The sequence below is a fragment of the Pseudomonas sp. P7548 genome (assembly GCF_013386585.1).
Lineage (GTDB): Bacteria > Pseudomonadota > Gammaproteobacteria > Pseudomonadales > Pseudomonadaceae > Aquipseudomonas.
The window spans coordinates 1-18,470 of record NZ_JACARO010000085.1; the positions used below are offsets into that span (position 1 = coordinate 1).

Annotated in this window: 17 protein-coding genes; 10 read left to right on the plus strand and 7 right to left on the minus strand. The window is 61.0% G+C overall.

Going from position 1 to position 18,470, the window contains the following annotated elements:
• Positions 1–114 precede the first annotated feature (114 nt).
• From HX803_RS27335 to HX803_RS27360, 6 genes are all read right to left on the minus strand, one after another.
• Positions 115–1,458 carry an imelysin family protein gene (locus HX803_RS27335; RefSeq protein ID WP_178925075.1) on the minus strand — a complete coding sequence of 448 codons (1,344 nt, stop codon included), beginning with the start codon at positions 1,456–1,458 and terminating at the stop codon, positions 115–117.
• A gap of 128 nt (positions 1,459–1,586) precedes the next feature.
• Entirely contained in the window at positions 1,587–3,638 is a 2,052-nt protein-coding gene (locus HX803_RS27340; protein ID WP_178925077.1) for a bifunctional diguanylate cyclase/phosphodiesterase, read from the minus strand.
• 220 nt (positions 3,639–3,858) lie between these two features.
• A complete protein-coding gene (locus HX803_RS27345) occupies positions 3,859–4,038 on the minus strand; it encodes a hypothetical protein (protein WP_178925079.1) in 180 nt (59 codons plus the stop codon).
• A gap of 154 nt (positions 4,039–4,192) precedes the next feature.
• A complete protein-coding gene (locus tag HX803_RS27350; protein ID WP_094950838.1) occupies positions 4,193–4,789 on the minus strand; it encodes a superoxide dismutase in 597 nt (198 codons plus the stop codon).
• Between the two features lie 178 nt (positions 4,790–4,967).
• Positions 4,968–5,567: a LysE/ArgO family amino acid transporter gene (locus tag HX803_RS27355; RefSeq protein ID WP_178925081.1), complete on the minus strand. Its 600-nt coding sequence runs from the start codon at positions 5,565–5,567 to the stop codon at positions 4,968–4,970.
• Between the two features lie 6 nt (positions 5,568–5,573).
• Entirely contained in the window at positions 5,574–5,975 is a 402-nt protein-coding gene (locus tag HX803_RS27360) for an ACT domain-containing protein (RefSeq protein ID WP_178925083.1), read from the minus strand.
• Positions 5,976–6,074: 99 nt separating this feature from the next.
• Between HX803_RS27360 and HX803_RS27365 the strand changes: the two genes are divergently transcribed.
• The 10 genes from HX803_RS27365 (at position 6,075) to HX803_RS27410 (ending at position 17,456) form a co-directional block, all read left to right on the plus strand.
• Positions 6,075–6,968, plus strand: coding sequence for a LysR family transcriptional regulator ArgP (locus HX803_RS27365; protein ID WP_178925085.1), 894 nt, complete (start codon positions 6,075–6,077; stop codon positions 6,966–6,968).
• Positions 6,969–7,020: 52 nt separating this feature from the next.
• Positions 7,021–8,019 carry an NAD(P)-dependent oxidoreductase gene (locus HX803_RS27370; RefSeq protein WP_178925087.1) on the plus strand — a complete coding sequence of 333 codons (999 nt, stop codon included), beginning with the start codon at positions 7,021–7,023 and terminating at the stop codon, positions 8,017–8,019.
• Between the two features lie 127 nt (positions 8,020–8,146).
• Positions 8,147–8,974 carry an ATPase gene (locus HX803_RS27375; protein ID WP_178925089.1) on the plus strand — a complete coding sequence of 276 codons (828 nt, stop codon included), beginning with the start codon at positions 8,147–8,149 and terminating at the stop codon, positions 8,972–8,974.
• A gap of 255 nt (positions 8,975–9,229) precedes the next feature.
• Positions 9,230–10,489: an AGE family epimerase/isomerase gene (locus tag HX803_RS27380; RefSeq protein WP_178925091.1), complete on the plus strand. Its 1,260-nt coding sequence runs from the start codon at positions 9,230–9,232 to the stop codon at positions 10,487–10,489.
• Positions 10,490–10,593: 104 nt separating this feature from the next.
• Positions 10,594–11,880: an ABC transporter substrate-binding protein gene (locus HX803_RS27385; RefSeq protein ID WP_176994251.1), complete on the plus strand. Its 1,287-nt coding sequence runs from the start codon at positions 10,594–10,596 to the stop codon at positions 11,878–11,880.
• Positions 11,881–12,054: 174 nt separating this feature from the next.
• A complete protein-coding gene (locus tag HX803_RS27390) occupies positions 12,055–12,963 on the plus strand; it encodes a carbohydrate ABC transporter permease (protein WP_017253695.1) in 909 nt (302 codons plus the stop codon).
• Complete coding sequence (locus HX803_RS27395) at positions 12,956–13,801, plus strand: carbohydrate ABC transporter permease (protein ID WP_178925093.1); 846 nt, start codon at positions 12,956–12,958, stop codon at positions 13,799–13,801. Before HX803_RS27390 ends, HX803_RS27395 begins: the two co-directional genes overlap by 8 nt.
• 2 nt (positions 13,802–13,803) lie before the next feature.
• Positions 13,804–14,964 (plus strand): ABC transporter ATP-binding protein, encoded by a 1,161-nt coding sequence (locus HX803_RS27400; RefSeq protein ID WP_178925095.1) that lies wholly within the window; start codon positions 13,804–13,806, stop codon positions 14,962–14,964.
• An 85-nt stretch (positions 14,965–15,049) separates the two neighbouring features.
• Positions 15,050–16,396 carry a carbohydrate porin gene (locus HX803_RS27405; protein ID WP_178925096.1) on the plus strand — a complete coding sequence of 449 codons (1,347 nt, stop codon included), beginning with the start codon at positions 15,050–15,052 and terminating at the stop codon, positions 16,394–16,396.
• A 214-nt stretch (positions 16,397–16,610) separates the two neighbouring features.
• Positions 16,611–17,456 carry a D-hexose-6-phosphate mutarotase gene (locus HX803_RS27410; RefSeq protein ID WP_178925098.1) on the plus strand — a complete coding sequence of 282 codons (846 nt, stop codon included), beginning with the start codon at positions 16,611–16,613 and terminating at the stop codon, positions 17,454–17,456.
• Between the two features lie 113 nt (positions 17,457–17,569).
• Here HX803_RS27410 and HX803_RS27415 read toward each other — a convergent pair whose 3' ends face one another.
• Positions 17,570–18,430, minus strand: coding sequence for a MurR/RpiR family transcriptional regulator (locus HX803_RS27415; protein ID WP_174554056.1), 861 nt, complete (start codon positions 18,428–18,430; stop codon positions 17,570–17,572).
• Positions 18,431–18,470 lie beyond the last annotated feature (40 nt).

Consider the following 18,470-nt stretch of genomic DNA (forward strand, 5'->3'; position numbering starts at 1 on the left):
ACCGCATTCGCGAGCAAGCCCGCTCCCACATGGGTTTTGCGGTATTTGATTGATCGCAGAACTACAGACATAAAAAAGGCGACCCGCAGGTCGCCTCTCTCAACGCGGCGCGGATCAGAACTCGTGATCAGCGTTATCCGGGTTCAGGTCGCTGATGCCCAGCTTGCCGGCGGCGGCTTCGATCGAACCAGTCTGCTTGACCAGTGCGGCGATGGCGTCGCGCACGATTTGGTTGCCCTGGTCGTTACCGGCAGCGATCAACTGGTCGTAGTGCTCGCCTTTGTTGGCGTGGTCAACCATGACCTGGATCTTCGCTTCGGTCGACGCCAGGTCGGCCTTGAGCGCGCTGTCGGCGGCCGGGTCGGCCTTGGCCACCAGGGACGACAGGCTGGCGCCGGTCAGCTTGGTGCCGTCGACGCGGGTGTACTCGCCCAGGTAGACGTTGCGGATGCCCTTGGCGTCGTAGAAGTGCGAGTTGTGGGTGTTGTCGCTGAAGCAGTCCTGCTCGTCTTCTGGCGAGTTGGCTTCCAGGGAAACCTTCATGCGCTCACCGGCCAGTTCGCCCAGGGACAGGCTGCCCATGCCGAACAGCATTTTGCGCAGGCCGTCGGTGGCAGGTTCTGCCTCCAGGGTGGCGCGGTAGTTGTCTTCGACGTTGGGTTTCCAGTTGCCGACCATTTCTTCCAGGTCGCTGACCAGCAGCTGGGTCACGGCGCGCAGGTAAGTGCGGCGACGCTCGTTGTTGCCGCCCGTGGCGCCGTCGCCGGTCAGGTAGTCGGAGGCAGGGCGGTTGCCCGCGCCAGGGCCGGTGCCGTTGAGGTCCTGGCCCCAGAGCAGGAATTCGATGGCGTGGTAGCCGGTGGCAACGTTGGCTTCGGAACCGCCCAGCTCATTGAGGCTGGCGAGTTTTTCCGGGGTGATCTCCTTGACGTCGACCTTGTCTTCGCCAACCTGGATCTCGGTGTTGGCGATGATGTTGGCGTTGGCGCCTGGGTTACCCAGGGCATGCTCGTAGGATTTGTCGACGTAGTCGATCAGGCCTTCGTCCAGGGGCCAGGCGTTCACCTGGCCTTCCCAGTCGTCGATGATGGTATTGCCGAAGCGGAACACTTCGCTCTGCAGGTACGGCACGCGCGCGGCGATCCAGGCGGTACGGGCTGCTTTGAGGGTTTCGTCGTTCGGGTTGGCGAGGAAAGTGTCGATGGCGGTTTGCAGGGTTTTCGCAGTGGACTCGGCGTCGCTGTACACCGCGAACACCATGTCAGCGTAATGCGCGACCACGGCTTTGGCGGCCGTTTCGTCGACCTGGCCTGCTGGGGTGGCAGCCGCTGGAGCGGTAGTGCTGGCAGCCGGGGTCGGCGCCTGGTTTGCGGCGGCCTTGTCTTTACCTTCGCCGCAACCGGCGAGAGAAATGGCAATGGCCAGCAGACTGGCGGTGGCCAGGGGCATACGAATCATGGCGAACATCCTGCTTCGGTTGTTGATAGGGCGCGCGGGGGAGCGCAAAAAACTGCGACATAATGCGAAAGATTTGCATTTTGTGTAAAGGTTTATACGAGGGAAATATTTAGTATCGTTTTGCCGCTTCAGAGAATCGCCGCGTTGTTGCGCTCGGACTGCTTCAGGAAGGCCGCCAACTCCCGGGCCGGCAGCGGTTTGCTGTAGTGATAGCCCTGACCTTCATGACAGCCCTCGGAGATGATGTAGGCCTCTTGTTCGGCCGTTTCCACCCCTTCGGCGATCACCTGCATGCCCAGGCTTTTGCCCAGTTGGATGATGGCGCGCACGATGGTCGCATCGTCGTCGTCATCGAGCAGGTCCTGGACGAAGCTTTTGTCGATCTTGATCTTGTCCAGCGGCAGGCTCTTGAGGTAACTCAACGACGAATAGCCGGTGCCGAAGTCATCGATGGCGATCAGCGCCCCGGAACGACGCAGGCTCAGCAGGTGCTGGGCGGCGGTGCTGATGTCTTCCATCAGGCCGGTCTCGGTGACTTCCAGTTCCAGGCTGCGCGGCGGCAGGCGGTAGATCTGCATCAGGTTGTTGACCACCCGCGGCAACTCGGTGTGGTGCAGTTGCACCGTGGACAAGTTGACCGCCATGCGCAGGTCGGTGAAGCCCAGGTCATGCCATTCACGCAGTTGTCGGCAGGCCTGGTCCAGCACCCATTCGCCGATCGGGATGATGGTGCCGTTCTGTTCCGCCAGGGGGATGAACAGGTCGGGCGGCACCAGGCCGTGTTCCGGATGCTGCCAGCGAATCAACGCTTCCACACCCACCACACGATGGTCGCGGTAGCTGATCTGCGGCTGGTACACCAGGTGAAACTGCTCGCGGCTCAGGGCCTCGCGCAGGTCTTTTTCCAGCTCGCGGCGCCGGCGCATTTCGCTGTCGACGCTGGCGATATAGAACTGATAGCGGTTGCGCGAGCGGCTCTTGGCCAATGTCATGGTCTGTTCGGCTTTCTGCAGCAGCTTCTCGGTGCTGTCGCCGTCTTCCGGGAACAAGGTGATGCCGATAGTGGCACGCAGGCGAATCTGCTCATGCTCCAGGGCAAACTCGGCTTCCAGGTCATCCAGGATGCTTTGCGCCAGTTCGGCGGCTTCGTAGGGCTGGTCGATATCGGCCTGCACCAGCGCAAATTGGTCACCGCCCAAGCGGGCGAGGGCACCCAGGCGGCCGCTGTGGGCGCGCAGGCGATCGGCCAGGGCCAGCAGCAATTTGTCACCGGCCTGGTAGGTGAACTGTTCGTTGACGCTTTTGAAGTCATCCAGGCCCACGCACAACACCGCCACGCGGCGCTGACGACGGCCGGCGTCGATCAGGATCTTGTCCAGTTGCTCCTGCAGTTTCTGGCGGTTCGGTAAACCGGTGAGAAAGTCGTACTGGGCCATGCGCAGCAGGCTGCTTTCGGCTTCATGGCGCAAATGGGTGTTGCGCTCGATGGACTCTAGCAACTGGTTGGCGGTATTGATCCACAGGCCCAGCTCGTTGCGTTCGTGACCCTTGAGTGAAGGGATCTTGTGTTCGCTGGGCCGGTCCGGGTTGATCGAAGTCAGGTGTTCGATGATCCGCGACAACGGCTTGGTCAGCAGCCAGTGATAGACCAGGTACAGCACCAGGCCCATGGCCAGGGCGCGCAGCACGCCGGAAATGAAGATGATCACCGAACTGACCAGAAAGCCCTTGCCGTAGGTGGCGGTGTCCAGGGTGATGCTCAGGTCGCCGTAATACTCGCTATACGGGCCTTTGCCGACCAACGAGGTCGTAAAGGTCCGTTCCTGGCCAAGAATCAGGTCGGTCAACCAGCGGGAGGGCGACTGCTGAAGTGCGCGGCTTTTTTCTGCGAGCATGGTTTCGTTGGGATGGCCGATGGAGGCCATGCGCACGGCATCGTCCTGGAACAGGCCCTCAATCACTTGCATGCCCATTTCGCGGTCCAGGCTGTAGACGGCCTGGGTCGAGGGGTCGCGAAACATGTCGAGGATGCGCTGGGCATCGCCGGCCACGGCCTGGCGCGTCTTGTAGGCATCGAAAACGATCTGCGCCGCACTCAGCGCCACGCCCACGATCAATGCCGACAGCAGCACAACCCGTAGCAACTTCACCGACAAGCTGTTTTTGAGTTCCAGCTTCAAAGGGTCATTCCTTGTTCCATGCGGGTAGCCTCAATATGCCATGAGTATTGGCAATCTCGTGATGGCAGTCAAAGGAACATTGGGGGGAAGACTCAATTGAGATTGTGGCTGGGTAAGCGTGGGGGGCTGAGAGTCTGGGTGCCGGTCACTGACCCTCAATGTTGAGGGCTTGTAGGATAGAAGGCCGTACGGGCCGGCCTTCCAGTGAGACGTGCCTGGGTCAGAAAGTAATCTGGTTCTGAGGCTGCGACTCTGTATTACCTGCAATTTTTTCTGCATCTGGCATTTTGTCCAGCAGCTTGCCAGCCACGTCCAACGCGCCTTTTGCCAAGTCCATTCCCTTATCGAGAAGGCCCGTTACCATCGGCACTGCACCTACAACCATCGAAATAGGGTCCATCGTCATACTCCACATTTGATTGGGAGGGTTATTCCTCCCGCGACTTGAGTGGAAATATTTCATTAGTGAGTTCCATGATTCTTCGTCGGTGTTTCCAAGTAACGCCCACAAAAAAGCCCGGCAATTGCCGGGCTCTTTCTACTGCAAGGGTTGCTTAGGCAGTGAAGGTCTTGCCTTCGAACTGCTCAGCCACGAACTTCCAGTTGACCAGGTTCCAGAACGCTTCCACATACTTTGGACGCACGTTGCGGTAGTCGATGTAGTAGGCGTGTTCCCACACGTCGCAGGTCAGCAGCGGGGTGTCGCCGCTGGTCAGCGGGTTGCCGGCGCCGATGGTGCTGGCCAGGGCCAGGGAACCGTCAGCCTTTTTCACCAGCCAGCCCCAACCGGAACCGAAGGTGCCGACGGACGTCTTGGTGAACTCTTCCTTGAACTTGTCGAACGAACCGAACGCAGCGTTGATGGCGTCGCCAAGCGCGCCGGTAGGTTGGCCACCGGCGTTTGGCGCCAGGCAGTTCCAGTAGAAGGTGTGGTTCCAGACCTGAGCGGCGTTGTTGAAGATGCCGCCCGAAGAGGATTTGACGATCTCTTCCAGGGTCTTGCCTTCGAACTCGGTGCCAGGCACCAGGTTGTTCAGGTTCACGACATAGGTGTTGTGGTGCTTGTCGTGGTGGTATTCCAAGGTTTCCTTGGAAATGTGCGGCTGCAGGGCATCGTGTGCGTAGGGCAGCGGCGGCAATTCGAAAGCCATGATGATTCTCCTAATCAGGTCAGTTGCGGTGAGCGCAAGGCCGATCACGGGCGGCCAAACAAGCGCCGGGGAGTTTGTACTCTTTGCGGCGCAGGGGCTGGATCATAGCACCGGGGGTGCGGCAAAACCACGCAACAACTGTGTGGGATAGAGGTTCCAGAGCGTTTTGGAATATTCGCTACGCGGCGATCAATTGATAGGCCACGCTGAACATCATCACCGCCACCAGCAAGTCGAGCAGACGCCAGGTCGCCGGGCGTGCCAACCAGGGCGCCAGCCACGCAGCGCCGAGCGCCAGGGTGGCAAACCACAGGAACGACGCGCTGGCCGCACCGGCCACGTAGGCACCCGGTTCGGTTTGTTGGGCGCCCAGCGAGCCGATCAGCAGCACGGTGTCCAGGTACACGTGGGGGTTGAGCAGCGTCACGGCCAAAGCGCTGAGCAACACGGCGCGCAATGAGCGCACCTTGAGGTTTTCGCCCTGCTCAAGGCTTTGTTTGGAAAACGCCCGGCGCAACGCCAGGGTGCCGTACCACAACAGGAACGCCGCGCCGCCCCAGCGCGCAACCGCCAGCAACAACGGGTTCTGTGCCAGCACCGTGGCCAGGCCGAACACACCCGCAGCCACCAGCAACGCATCGCACACCACGCACAGCGCCGCCACGGGCAAGTGATGTTCACGGCGCAGACTTTGCGCCAGCACAAACGCGTTCTGCGTGCCGATGGCCATGATCAGGCCCAGGGCCACCAGCAGCCCATTCAGATAGCTTTGCCACATAGCGAGTTACTCCGCGTCTGCTGCCAGCTGCCGCAAGACGGCCATGGCGCGCTCGGCATCGGCGCGGCCGACAAACAAGTGGTCGTGGTAGAAGCCGGCGATCACATTGCAACTGATGCCAGCCTTGCCCAAGGCGCTGGCAAACGCAGCCGTCAGGCCAACGGCTTCAAGGGCCGAATGCACATTCAGGGTGATCCAGGCGGCGACGTAGTCGAAGCCCAGCCCGGCGTCTTCTGCTTGTTGGCGCTCGACAATCACCGTCAGGCCTTCGCTTTCGCGAAAACTGCCGATCACCTCGCACCCTGGCGGGATACGGTTGTCGGGCAGGGTGCAGAACACGTAGTCGCCGTCATTGAGTTGCGGGCTCATGCTGCGCAGCAGGGTTGCCAGGGCGGTTTCGCCAGCCATGTGAAGTTCCTTGAAGTAGAGAGAAGCAATGCTGGTCATTCTCACGGGCTACGCTGTATAAGAAAAACCAATATTGCTGATCGCTCATTAGAGAAACTGATGTTCGACTATAAATTGCTTTCCGCCCTGGCGGCGATTGTGGAACAAGCCGGTTTCGAGCGTGGCGCCCAGGTGCTGGGGCTGTCGCAATCGGCGATCTCCCAGCGCATCAAGTTGCTGGAAGCCCGTATCGGCCAACCGGTGCTGGTGCGCGCTACGCCGCCGACGCCCACCGACATCGGCCGCCGTCTGCTCAACCATGTGCAACAGGTGCGGCTGCTGGAGCGCGACCTGCAAAGCCAGGTGCCGGCGCTGGACGAAGAAGGCATGCCCGAGCGCCTGCGCATCGCCTTGAATGCCGACAGCCTCGCCACTTGGTGGGCCGAAGCGGTCAGTGGCTTTTGCGCCGAGCAGCACTTGTTGCTGGACCTGGTGGTAGAAGACCAGACCGTGGGCCTCAAGCGCATGCGTGCCGGTGAAGTGGCGGCCTGTATTTGCGCCAGCGAGCGCCCGGTGGCCGGCGCCCGCAGCTTGTTGCTCGGTGCCATGCGCTATCGGGCGTTGGCCAGCCCGGCCTTTATTGCGCGGCATTTTCCAAACGGCGTACGTGCTGATCAGTTGGCCCGCACACCGGCGCTGGTGTTCGGCCCGGATGATTTCCTGCAGCATCGCTACCTGGCTTCCCTCGGTGTGGACGGCGGTTTCGAACACCATTTGTGTCCTTCGTCCGAAGGGTTTATCCGCCTGACAGAGGCCGGCCTGGGCTGGGGCCTGGTGCCGGAGTTGCAGGTGCGTGACCAACTGGAAAAGGGCGTTTTGGTGGAGTTATTGCCAGATAAGCCCATCGATGTACCGCTGTACTGGCATCATTGGCGCAGTGGCGGGCAATTGTTGGGCTTGTTGACCGACCATCTGGCCCAGGCGTGTGGCCAATGGCTGGTGCCGTTGGGGTGACAGCGGGCGTCAAGGCAACAGCGATGAAAAACGAAAGAACACGGGGTAATACATGAAAATTCTGGTCACCGGCGCAAGCGGCTTCATTGGCGGGCGCTTTGCGCGTTTCGCCCTGGAGCAGGGCCTGGACGTGCGGGTCAACGGGCGACGTGCCGAAGGTGTGGAGCACCTGATACGGCGTGGCGCCGAGTTTATCCAGGGTGATCTGAACGACGCCGACCTGGTGCGCGAGCTGTGCCGCGATGTCGAGGCCGTGGTGCATTGCGCCGGTGCCGTCGGGTTGTGGGGCAAGTACCAGGACTTCCACCAAGGCAATGTGCTGGTCACTGAAAATGTCGTCGAGGCCTGCCTGAAACAACGGGTGGGGCGCCTGGTGCACTTGTCGTCGCCGTCGATCTACTTTGATGGGCGCGACCACTTGGGCCTGACCGAAGAGCAGGTGCCCAAGCGTTTCAAGCATCCTTATGCCGCCACCAAGTACCTGGCCGAGCAAAAGGTGTTCGGCGCCCAGGAGTTTGGCCTGGAGGTGATTGCCCTGCGCCCGCGCTTTGTCACCGGCGCCGGGGACATGAGCATTTTCCCGCGCCTGCTGAAAATGCAGCGCAAGAACCGCCTGGCGATCGTCGGCGACGGCTTGAACAAGGTCGATTTCACCAGCGTGCACAACCTGAACGAGGCGCTGCTCAGCAGTTTGCTGGCCACGGGCTCGGCCTTGGGCAAGGCCTACAACATCAGCAATGGCACGCCGGTGCCGGTGTGGGATGTGGTGAACTACGTGATGCGCCAGATGGACATGCCGCAGGTCACCCGGTATCGGTCCTACGGCCTGGCCTACAGCGTGGCGGCGTTGAACGAAGCGTTCTGCGCGATGTGGCCGGGGCGTCCGGAGCCGGCGTTGTCGCGCCTGGGCATGCAGGTGATGAACAAAGATTTCACCTTGGATATCAGCCGGGCCAGGCATTATCTGGACTACGAGCCCAAGGTCAGCCTGTGGACCGCCCTCGACGAGTTCTGCAGTTGGTGGAAAGCCCAGGATCCTGGGCTCAAGTAAGCTCACATCAGGCAACACATCGGGAACCGAATTCGAGGTTTCGGGTCGACCAGTGCGGCGCGAGCGCGGTTTATACTCCGGTCGCTCGGCTTTCCAGGCAGCCATCTCACCGATTCAGGGTTGATACATGCGTAACGATGCTAACGACGATTTCGACAATGTTCCCAGCCTGCGGGCAGATCACGGGGACGATGATGATTTCGAGCCGACTCCCGCCACCTCCGTGCGTTCGCGCACGACACCGGTGGTCAAGGTCAAGAGTGCCAGCACCGGCCCGCTGTGGGCGCTGGTCGGCGCGCTGCTGATCGCCTTCGCCGGCCTCGCCTGGTGGAGCTTCCAGCAGATCTCCCTGATGGGCCAGCAACTGGTCGCTACCCAGGAAAGTTTTGCACGCATCAGCGAAGAAGCGGCAGGGCGCCTGCAGGATATTTCCGGCAAGGTGGTGGCCAGCGAAGCCAGCGTGAACAATGGCAGCGAAGCCCTCAAGTTGCAGATCAAGCAGTTGGAAAGCCAGTTGCTGGAACAGGGCAAGCAGCAGGTCGGCGTCGCCGGCCAGGCCACCGTGCTGGACCAGCGCCTGGCGCAGATGACCGCCAGCACCACCGACCTGTCGAGCGCCAACGCCAAGCTGCAGGGGCAGGTCCAGGCCCTGACCGATGCCGTCGCGACCCTGAAAGCCGCGCAAGGTGATGCAGGCAAGCGTGATACCGAGATCAAGGACTTGTCTGCCGACGTGGCCGCCTTGAAGAAACAGGGCAACCCGAGCGCGGCCATCGCCCGTCTCGAGCAGGACCTGGTGGTGTTGAAGAGTGCCCAGGACAACCAGCCGGGCAACAGCGACGCGCCGACCAACAAAGAGTTCGACGTGTTCCGCATCCAGACCACGCGCAACATCACCACCTTGCAAAGCCAGGTGCAGAACCTGCAACAGCAACTCAACACCCCCGCCCGCTGAGCTGCCTGTAGTGAGCGGGCTTGCCCCGCGCTGGGGCCCCAAAACCTGCCAACGCAGGTTAACTGGATAGATGCGCTGCCTGGGTTGGGACGGCTGCGCCACCCAGCGCGGGGCGAGCCCGCTCACTACAAGTGGCCTCTTTACATCGTTGGAATTGTCACGGGCCGGTGACATTTCCCTTGCCCTTCGTTACTTGCCCCCACCTCGCCCTTGTTTAGACTTCGGTCATCCCACAAAAAATAATAAGGGCCACCCATGACCACGCACCCACTGCCTGCCAGCAGTTGGCTGAACGCACCTGCCCATCACGCCTGGCTTGCCAATGAAGGCCAGCGCCTGCTGTCGTTCGCCAAGGCCTCTCGACTGCCCGAGGGCTTCGGCAACCTGGACGACAACGGCCAGTTGCCCGCCGATGCCCACGCCGAAACCATGAACACCGCCCGCATGACCCACAGCTTTGCCATGGCCCACGCCATGGGGTTGCCCGGTTATGCCGACTTGGTGGCGCACGGTGTGGCCGCCCTGAGTGGGCCCCTGCGCGATAGCGAGCACGGTGGTTGGTTCGCCACGCCTCACGCGCGGGATGGCAACCGTGGCAAAGCGGCCTACCTGCATGCGTTCGTCGCGCTCGCCGCCAGCTCGGCGGTGGTGGCCGGCGCGCCGGGTGCACAGAATTTGTTGAACGACGCCATCCATATCATCGACCAGTTCTTCTGGAGCGAGGAGGAGGGCGTCATGCTCGAATCCTTTGCCCAGGACTGGAGCGGCATCGAAGCCTACCGTGGCGCCAACAGCAACATGCACGCCACCGAAGCCTTCCTGGCCCTGGCCGATGTCACCGGTGACACGCGCTGGCTGGACCGCGCGCTGCGCATCGTGGAGCGTGTTATCCACACCCATGCGGCCGGCAACCAGCACATGGTCATCGAGCACTTTGACGCCCATTGGCAACCCCTGCTCGGTTACAACGAAGACAACCCTGCCGACGGCTTTCGCCCCTATGGCATCACCCCCGGCCACGGTTTTGAATGGGCGCGGTTGGTGCTGCACTTGGACGCCGCACGCTTGCAGGCCGGGCTCGTCACGCCCGACTGGCTGGTGACCGACGCCAAAGGCCTGTTCGCCAGCGCCTGCGAGTACGCCTGGGCCGTGGACGGTGCGCCCGGCATCGTCTACACCTTGGACTGGAGCCAGCGCCCCGTGGTGCGTGAGCGCCTGCACTGGACCCACGCCGAGGCCAGCGCCGCCGCGCAGGCGCTGCTAAAGCGTACCGGCGAGCTGCATTACGAGACCTGGTATCGACGCTTCTGGGAGTTCTGCGACACCCATTTCATCGACCGTCACCACGGCAGTTGGCATCACGAATTGAGCCCGCAAAACCAGCCCAGCAGCAAGATCTGGGGCGGCAAACCCGACCTGTACCATGCCTGGCAAGCGGTGTTGCTGCCTGCGTTACCCTTGGCACCCAGCATGGCCAGCGCTCTGGGGCGCGGCGCTTATGTCACGAGCTGGTGACATTTGTGCGTCCCTTTGTTACCTGCGCCTGGAAAATCCCTGTTTAAACTCCGTGCAGCGCAAGCTCTAGACTTGCATGCATAACAACAAGAAAAGGTACTCAGATGAACGCGATTAATCGCCTCGCCGTAGCTATTTCCATTGCCTCGTTGTTTCCCCTCAGTGCATTTGCCGCCGACTCGAAAGGGACGGTTGAAGTTGTGCATTGGTGGACCTCGGGTGGTGAAAAAGCGGCTGTAGATGTCCTGAAGGCCCAAGTTGAGAAAGACGGTTTCACCTGGAAAGACGGCGCCGTAGCCGGCGGTGGTGGTGCTACCGCCATGACCGTGCTGAAAAGCCGCGCAGTCGCTGGCAACCCGCCAGGCGTTGCCCAGATCAAAGGCCCGGACATTCAGGAATGGGCGTCGACTGGCCTGCTCGACACCGACGTGCTCAAGGACGTCGCCAAAGAAGAGAAGTGGGACTCGCTGCTCGACAAAAAAGTCTCCGACACCGTCAAGTACGAAGGCAACTACGTTGCCGTACCGGTGAATATCCACCGCGTGAACTGGCTGTGGATCAACCCGGAGGTCTTTAAGAAAGCCGGGATCACCAAGAACCCAACCACCCTCGAAGAATTCTACGCAGCCGGCGACAAGCTCAAGGCAGCGGGCTTCATTCCGCTCGCCCACGGTGGCCAGCCTTGGCAGGACAGCACTGTGTTCGAAGCCGTCGTTCTGTCGGTGATGGGTGCAGATGGCTACAAGAAAGCCCTGGTTGACCTGGACAACGCCGCGCTGACCGGCCCGGAAATGGTCAAGGCCCTGACTGAGCTGAAGAAAGTCGCGACCTACATGGACGTCGACGGCAAAGGCCAGGACTGGAACCTGGAAGCGGGCAAAGTCATCAACGGCAAGGCCGGCATGCAGATCATGGGTGACTGGGCGAAGTCCGAATGGACCGCTGCCAAGAAAGTCGCCGGCAAGGACTACGAGTGCGTAGCCTTCCCGGGCACCGACAAAGCCTTCACCTACAACATCGACTCCCTGGCGGTGTTCAAGCAGAAAGACAAAGGCACCGCTGCGGGTCAGCAGGACATCGCCAAAGTCGTGCTGGGTGAAAACTTCCAGAAAGTCTTCAGCATCAACAAGGGTTCGATCCCGGTGCGCACCGACATGCTGGAGAAAATGGCCTCCTACGGCTTTGACTCCTGTGCCCAGACCGCTGCCAAAGACTTCCTGGCAGACGCCAAGACCGGCGGCCTGCAGCCAAGCATGGCCCACAACATGGCCACCACCCTGGCTGTGCAAGGGGCGTTCTTTGATGTCGTGACCAACTACATCAACGACCCGAAAGCCGACCCGGCCGACACCGCCAAGAAACTTGGCGCTGCGATCAAGTCAGCCAAGTGATGCTTGTGTAGGAGCCGGATTCTGTGGCGAGGGAGCTTGCTCCCGCTGGGGTGCGAAGCGCCCCAAAAGGCGGCGTCTGCTGCGCAGCCGAGCGGGAGCAAGCTCCCTCGCCACAATAAGCCGCCTCCTACAAGGCGATGTGCGTAGCCCTTTTTCCCTGTACTGGATTTTCCCATGAGTTCTGTTGCTGTGTTCAGCAAGGCCTCGCCGTTCGATGCACTGCAGCGCTGGCTTCCCAAACTGGTGCTGGCGCCGAGCATGTTCATCGTTCTGGTGGGCTTTTACGGCTACATCCTGTGGACGTTCGTGCTGTCGTTCACCAATTCCACCTTCCTGCCCAGCTACAAATGGGCCGGCCTTGCGCAATACGCCCGGTTGTTCGACAACGACCGCTGGTGGGTAGCGAGCAAGAACCTGGCGGTTTTCGGCGGGATGTTCATCGGCATCACCCTGGTCATCGGCGTGACACTGGCGATCTTCCTCGACCAGAAAATCCGCCGCGAAGGCTTTATCCGCACCATTTACCTGTACCCGATGGCGCTCTCGATGATCGTCACCGGTACCGCCTGGAAATGGCTGCTCAACCCGGGCATGGGCCTGGACAAACTCCTGCGGGACTGGGGCTGGGAAGGCTTCCGTCTCGACTGGCTGATCGACCCCGATCGCGTGGTCTACTGCCTGGTGATCGCGGCCGTGTGGCAAGCCTCCGGCTTCATCATGGCGATGTTCCTCGCCGGACTGCGGGGTGTGGACCAATCGATCATCCGCGCCGCCCAGATCGACGGCGCCAGCCTGCCGCGCATCTACTGGAGCGTGGTGCTGCCAAGCCTGCGCCCGGTGTTCTTCAGTGCGGTGATGATCCTGGCGCACATTGCGATCAAGAGCTTCGACCTGGTGGCCGCCATGACCGCCGGTGGCCCGGGCTACTCGTCCGACCTGCCTGCGATGTTCATGTACTCGTTCACCTTCAGCCGTGGCCAGATGGGTATGGGCTCGGCCAGTGCAATCCTGATGCTCGGTGCGATCCTCGCGATCATCGTGCCTTACCTCTACTCCGAGCTGAGGACCAAGCGTAATGACTAGTCTCGCCTCCAAACCTTCCATCAGCCTGAGTCGCATCGCGATCTACGCGGTGCTGATCCTCGCCGTGCTGCTGTACCTGGTGCCGCTGGTGGTGATGTTGCTCACCAGCTTCAAGACCCCGGAAGACATCAGCACCGGCAACCTGCTGAGCTGGCCGACCGTGGTCACCGGCATCGGCTGGGTCAAGGCCTGGGCCACCGTGGATGGCTACTTCTGGAACTCGATCAAGATCACCGTTCCCGCTGTGCTGATCTCCACCGCCATCGGTGCATTGAACGGCTACGTGCTGTCGTTCTGGCGCTTCAAAGGCTCGCAACTGTTCTTCGGCCTGCTGTTGTTCGGCTGCTTCCTGCCGTTCCAGACCGTGTTGCTGCCGGCGTCGTTCACCCTTGGCAAGATGGGCCTGGCCAGCACCACCACCGGCCTGGTGTTTGTGCACGTGGTCTACGGCCTGGCGTTCACCACGCTGTTCTTCCGTAACTACTACGTGAGCATCCCGGATGCGCTGATCAAGGCCGCGCGCCTGGACGGTGCGGGTTTCTTCACCATCTTCCGCCAGATCATTCTGCCGATGTCCACGCCGATCATCATGGTCTGCCTGATCTGGCAGTTCACCCAGATCTGGAACGACTTCCTGTTCGGTGTGGTGTTCTCCAGCGGTGACTCCCAGCCCATCACGGTGGCGCTGAACAACCTGGTCAACACCAGCACCGGAGCCAAGGAATATAACGTTGATATGGCAGCGGCGATGATCGCCGGGTTGCCGACCCTGCTGGTCTATGTGATCGCAGGCAAGTATTTCGTGCGCGGCCTCACGGCCGGCGCGGTCAAGGGGTAATCATGGCTACGCTTGAACTTCGCAATGTAAACAAGACCTATGGCGCCGGCCTGCCCGACACCTTGAAGAACATCGAACTGTCGATCAAGGAAGGCGAATTCCTGATCCTGGTCGGCCCTTCGGGTTGCGGCAAGTCCACGCTGATGAACTGCATCGCCGGCCTTGAGACCATCACCGGCGGCGCGATCATGATCGGCGACCAGGACGTGAGCGGCATGAGCCCCAAGGATCGCGACATCGCCATGGTGTTCCAGTCCTACGCGTTGTACCCGACCATGAGCGTGCGCGAGAACATCGAGTTCGGCCTCAAGATCCGCAAGATGCCCCAGGCCGATATCGACGCCGAAGTGGCGCGCGTGGCCAAGCTGCTGCAGATCGAGCACCTGCTCAATCGCAAGCCGGGCCAGTTGTCCGGTGGCCAGCAACAGCGTGTGGCCATGGGCCGTGCACTGGCGCGGCGCCCGAAGATCTACCTGTTCGACGAACCGCTGTCCAACCTCGACGCCAAGCTGCGCGTCGAGATGCGTACCGAAATGAAGCTGATGCACCAGCGCCTCAAGACCACCACGGTCTACGTGACCCACGACCAGATCGAAGCGATGACCCTGGGCGACAAGGTGGCGGTCATGAAGGACGGCATCATCCAGCAGTTCGGCACGCCCAAAGAGATCTACAACAACCCGGCCAACCAGTTCGTGGCGAGCTTCATCGGTTCGCCGCCGATGAACTTCGTGCCCCTGCGCCTGCAGCGCAAGGACGGCCGCCTGGTGGCCCTGCTCGACAGCGGCCAGGCCCGTTGCGAGCTGCCGTTGAACATGAACGATGCGGGCCTCGAAGACCGCGACGTGATCCTTGGCCTGCGCCCTGAGCAGATCCTGTTGGCGAACGGCGAGGGCAACGGTTCGTCGAGCATTCGCGCCGAAGTCCAGGTGACCGAGCCGACCGGCCCGGACACCCTGGTGTTCGTGCAACTCAATGACACCAAGGTCTGCTGCCGCCTGGCGCCGGATGTGGCGCCGCAAGTGGGCGAGACCCTGACCCTACAGTTTGACCCGGCCAAAGTGTTGCTGTTTGACGCCAAGACCGGTGAGCGCCTGGGCACTGCTTCTTCATCGCCCACACAAGGGCATGCCGACAATGTGGCTCAATTCAAAGGCCGCTGAAGTAGATAACTTGTTGTTTTAGCTAAAAAAAGTAAACCGCGTTAGATAAAAACAGTTTAATAACAATAAAGACGAGGATGTAGGGATGAAAAAGCAACACAACAACACTCGGCTGATCTGCCAACTGTCAGCAGCAGCAGCCCTGGTATTGTCCGCCAATGCGATGGCGGCCGATGCATTCAGCTCCGATTCCAAGTGGATGACCGGCGATTGGGGTGGTGAACGTACCAAGCTGATCGAGCAAGGTATCGACATCAAGGCTGACTACGTTGGGGAAGTCGGTGGCAACCTGCACGGTGGCTACAACAACGACAAAACTGCCCGTTACGCTGACCAGTTCGGTCTGGGCGTAGCACTGGATCTGCAAAAGCTGTGGGGCTGGGACAACACCCAGGCCAAGATCCAACTGACCAACCGTAATGGCGCAAACATCTCCAATGACCGTATTGGCGATCCGCGTGCCGGCACCTTGAGTTCGTCTCAAGAGGTTGATGGCCGTGGCCACATGGTGCGTCTGACCCAGTTCTGGATCCAGCACCAGATGTTCGACAACAAGCTGGATGTGAAACTCGGTTACTTCGGTGAAGGCGAAGACTTCAACACCTTCCCATGCGACTTCCAGAACCTGTCGTTCTGCGGCTCGCAAGTGGGTAACTACGTGAACACCTGGTACAACTGGCCTGTGAGCCAGGCGGCTATCCGCGTGAAGTACAACATCACGCCAGAGCTGTATGCGCAAATCGGTGCGTACAACCAGAACCCATCGCAGCTGGAGCACGGCAACGGCTTCAAGCTCAGCGGCAGTGGCACCAAGGGCACCGTGATCCCGGTGGAATTGGTCTGGTCGCCGAAGGTCAATGGCCTGCCGGGCGAATACCGTGTGGGTTACTACAAGAGCACCGCCGATGCCAACGACGTACGTGAAGACGTCAACGGTAACGACGCTGGCACTACGGGCGCGGCCTTCCGTGTTCGTAGCAGCAAGACCGGCTACTGGGGTGTGCTGCAACAGCAACTCACCACGCACAATGGCGACGCTTCCCGCGGCCTGAACATCGCGGCCAACGTGACCTTCCACGACAAAGACACCAACCTGGTCGACAATTACCAGTCGTTGATGCTGGTCTACAAAGGTCCATTCGACGCGCGCACCAAGGATGACGTCGGTATCGGTGTTTCCCGTATCCACGCCAACAGTGACGTGAAGAAAAACGCCGAGCTGCTCAATGCGGCTGGTGGCTTCACCGACTACGACCAATCGGGTTTCGCACCGCTGCGTAACACCGAGTACAACGTCGAAATCAACTACGGCTTCCACGTCACCAACTGGCTGACCGTGCGTCCCAACCTGCAATACGTCGCCAACCCAGGCGGTGTGAAAGAAGTCGACAACGCGTTGGTAGCGGGCCTGAAAATTCAGTCTACGTTCTAACGTTGTTGCGATAAGCTCCTTCTCTCTGTGCGCATTTTGCGGGTAGCCATGGCTACCCGCTTTTTTTTGAGGAAGGGGAGCACATCTCCCTGTGGGAGCTGGCTTGTCGGATCGCCGCACCGCTGCGATCCAGGCGACTCGGTACAGCAGGCAGGCCGCGTTGATGCCATCGCAGGCAAGCCAGCTCCCACAAAGACATTCAGGACCGTGGCACATGCATGAGCATCCGCTGCAACGCTTTTTCAAATCCCTGCGCGAGCGACCGGTGTTCGCCTGGGAACGCTTTCAGATGCGCGACGTGTTGGTGATCGACCACCCGTTGTGCCAGGCGGTGTTCAGCCGCCAGGGCGCGCAACTGCTGCATTTTCAGCCTCGGGGCCAGAAGCCTTGGCTCTGGTGTGCAGCCAAGTGGCCACAAGTCGGCGCTATTCGTGGTGGCGTGCCGGTGTGCTGGCCGTGGTACGGCCGCCATCCGAGCGAGAATGCCTGGCCGTCCCATGGTTGGGCGCGGTTGATTGATTGGAAACTGCTCGACAGCAGCACCGACGACGACGGCGTGCGCCTGCACTGGCAATTGCAGCTGTGCGACTGGCAGGTCGACCTGCACGCGCACCTGGGCGAAACCCTGGAACTGCGCCTGAGCACCGAGCATCAGGACGAGTTGCCGTGCCAGTTGAGCCATGCATTGCACGCATATTGGCGTATTGGTCACGTCGACGAGATAGCGCTGTCTGGGCTCGAGGGGGCGCAAGGTTACGACCAGCTCAATCGCCAGGTCTGCCAGCAGGAAGGCGAATTGCGGGTGGAGGGCGGGTGCCAGCGGGTGTTCCAGCACGAGGGCGAACTGCACCTCAAGGACCACGCCTGGCAGCGTGAGCTGTGCATCGACACCGGTGACAGCGCCGACACGGTGGTGTGGCATCCGGGCAGCCGGCCGTTGTTGGGCGTGAGCTTCAACGAGGCGTCGGGGTTTGTGTGCGTAGAGTCGGCGATGGCCGGGGCGAGTTTGGCGCCGGGGGAGAGGGCGCATTTGAGTTTGCAGGCCAGGGCCGGCGTCTAGCGGTGTAGCTTCTGGCGCTATCGCAGGCAAGCCAGCTCCCACAGGGGAATGCATTCCAAATGTGGGAGCTGGCTTGCCTGCGATAGAGTCGGTACTGCTGGTGGAGATTGCTGCTAGTTGAACTCATCCCCCACCGGATACCGGCTGTCATTCAAGCTCTCTTTGATCTTGCGCAGATGCGGCTGGAAATCCACCCCGCGACGCAACGTCATGCCGGTCGCCAGCACGTCCAGCACCGTCAGCTGGATGATCCGCGAGGTCATGGGCATGTAGATGTCGGTGTCTTCCGGCAACGGAATGTTCAGGCTCACCGTGCTGGCCTTGGCCAACGGCGAGTTCTCAGCGGTCACGCCGAGTACCGAGGCGCCGTTGCTGCGGGCGATCCGTGCCACTTCCACCAGTTCACGGGTACGCCCGGTGTAGGAAATGATCACGAACAGCTCGCCGGTATGGGCCACCGAGGCGATCATGCGCTGCATCAGCACGTCGGCATGGGCGGTCACGGCGAGGTTGAAGCGGAAGAACTTGTGCAGGGCATCCATGGCCACCGGTGCCGAAGCGCCCAGGCCGAAGAAGTGGATCTGCCGCGCCTGGATCAACAGGTCCACGGCTTTGCTGATCAGGGCCGGGTCCAGCGCCTGGCAGGCGCTGTCGAGGGACGCAATGGCGCTGCCAAAGATCTTTTGCGTGTACGCCTCAGGGTTATCATCGGCTTCCACGGCGCGGCTGACGTACGCGGCGCCACTGGCCAGGCTTTGCGCCAGTTGCAATTTCAGTTCAGGGTAACCGCTTACGCCGAACGAACGGCAGAAACGGTTGACCGTCGGTTCACTGACCGAGGCGGCCTGGGCGAGGGCGGCGATCGAGAAGCGGGTGGCCTGCTGCGGGTTGAGCAGGATGACTTCTGCGACTTTGCGCTCGGCCTTGTTCAATTCTTCGAGGCGGTTCTGGATCTGTTCCAGAAGATTTCGCACGCGGTCCATTCAGTCTTTCCTTCGGGCGACGATGCAAATT

Bases quoted from the DNA above. Each gene is read 5' to 3' on its own strand.
- HX803_RS27380 (WP_178925091.1), top strand. From the start codon at position 9,230: ATGACCACGCACCCACTGCCTGCCAGCAGTTGGCTGAACGCACCTGCC.
- HX803_RS27360 (WP_178925083.1), bottom strand. From the start codon at position 5,975: ATGGCTGGCGAAACCGCCCTGGCAACCCTGCTGCGCAGCATGAGCCCG.
- HX803_RS27370 (WP_178925087.1), top strand. From the start codon at position 7,021: ATGAAAATTCTGGTCACCGGCGCAAGCGGCTTCATTGGCGGGCGCTTT.
- HX803_RS27375 (WP_178925089.1), top strand. From the start codon at position 8,147: ATGCGTAACGATGCTAACGACGATTTCGACAATGTTCCCAGCCTGCGG.
- HX803_RS27405 (WP_178925096.1), top strand. From the start codon at position 15,050: ATGAAAAAGCAACACAACAACACTCGGCTGATCTGCCAACTGTCAGCA.
- HX803_RS27365 (WP_178925085.1), top strand. From the start codon at position 6,075: ATGTTCGACTATAAATTGCTTTCCGCCCTGGCGGCGATTGTGGAACAA.
- HX803_RS27395 (WP_178925093.1), top strand. From the start codon at position 12,956: ATGACTAGTCTCGCCTCCAAACCTTCCATCAGCCTGAGTCGCATCGCG.
- HX803_RS27335 (WP_178925075.1), bottom strand. From the start codon at position 1,458: ATGATTCGTATGCCCCTGGCCACCGCCAGTCTGCTGGCCATTGCCATT.
- HX803_RS27385 (WP_176994251.1), top strand. From the start codon at position 10,594: ATGAACGCGATTAATCGCCTCGCCGTAGCTATTTCCATTGCCTCGTTG.
- HX803_RS27345 (WP_178925079.1), bottom strand. From the start codon at position 4,038: ATGGACCCTATTTCGATGGTTGTAGGTGCAGTGCCGATGGTAACGGGC.
- HX803_RS27355 (WP_178925081.1), bottom strand. From the start codon at position 5,567: ATGTGGCAAAGCTATCTGAATGGGCTGCTGGTGGCCCTGGGCCTGATC.
- HX803_RS27400 (WP_178925095.1), top strand. From the start codon at position 13,804: ATGGCTACGCTTGAACTTCGCAATGTAAACAAGACCTATGGCGCCGGC.
- HX803_RS27410 (WP_178925098.1), top strand. From the start codon at position 16,611: ATGCATGAGCATCCGCTGCAACGCTTTTTCAAATCCCTGCGCGAGCGA.
- HX803_RS27350 (WP_094950838.1), bottom strand. From the start codon at position 4,789: ATGGCTTTCGAATTGCCGCCGCTGCCCTACGCACACGATGCCCTGCAG.
- HX803_RS27390 (WP_017253695.1), top strand. From the start codon at position 12,055: ATGAGTTCTGTTGCTGTGTTCAGCAAGGCCTCGCCGTTCGATGCACTG.